The organism is Mesorhizobium sp. (genome assembly GCF_004963255.1).
In the GTDB taxonomy this organism is placed as follows: Bacteria; Pseudomonadota; Alphaproteobacteria; order Rhizobiales; family Rhizobiaceae; genus Mesorhizobium.
This window is the reverse complement of sequence record NZ_SUGA01000157.1, coordinates 1-209: the sequence shown is the minus strand read 5'-3', so window position 1 is coordinate 209 and position 209 is coordinate 1. Positions and strand designations below refer to the sequence as shown.

Below are 209 nucleotides of genomic sequence, written 5' to 3'. Positions count from 1 at the left end.
CGATCATGCTTGCGTTCGGGCTTGCCCTTTTTCTGTTGCTGACGCCTTCGGGCTCGGCGCAAGCGCACGCGTTCGGCGCATCACCAGACTTCTCGTCAGCCAGGGTCGTCCAGTCGGTTGCCGATGGCAAGGCCGATCGGCTGGCCTCGGCGGTCTCTCTGTCGGCATCAACCCTGGACGAGTCGGGTTGCCATGACGGCCATTGCGGC

1 protein-coding gene is annotated in these 209 nt (G+C 64.6%); it reads left to right on the top strand.

Going from position 1 to position 209, the window contains the following annotated elements:
- Positions 1-209, top strand: a 209-nt coding sequence (locus E5X34_RS32875; protein ID WP_292573412.1) for a hypothetical protein, incomplete at both ends; no start/stop codon positions are given.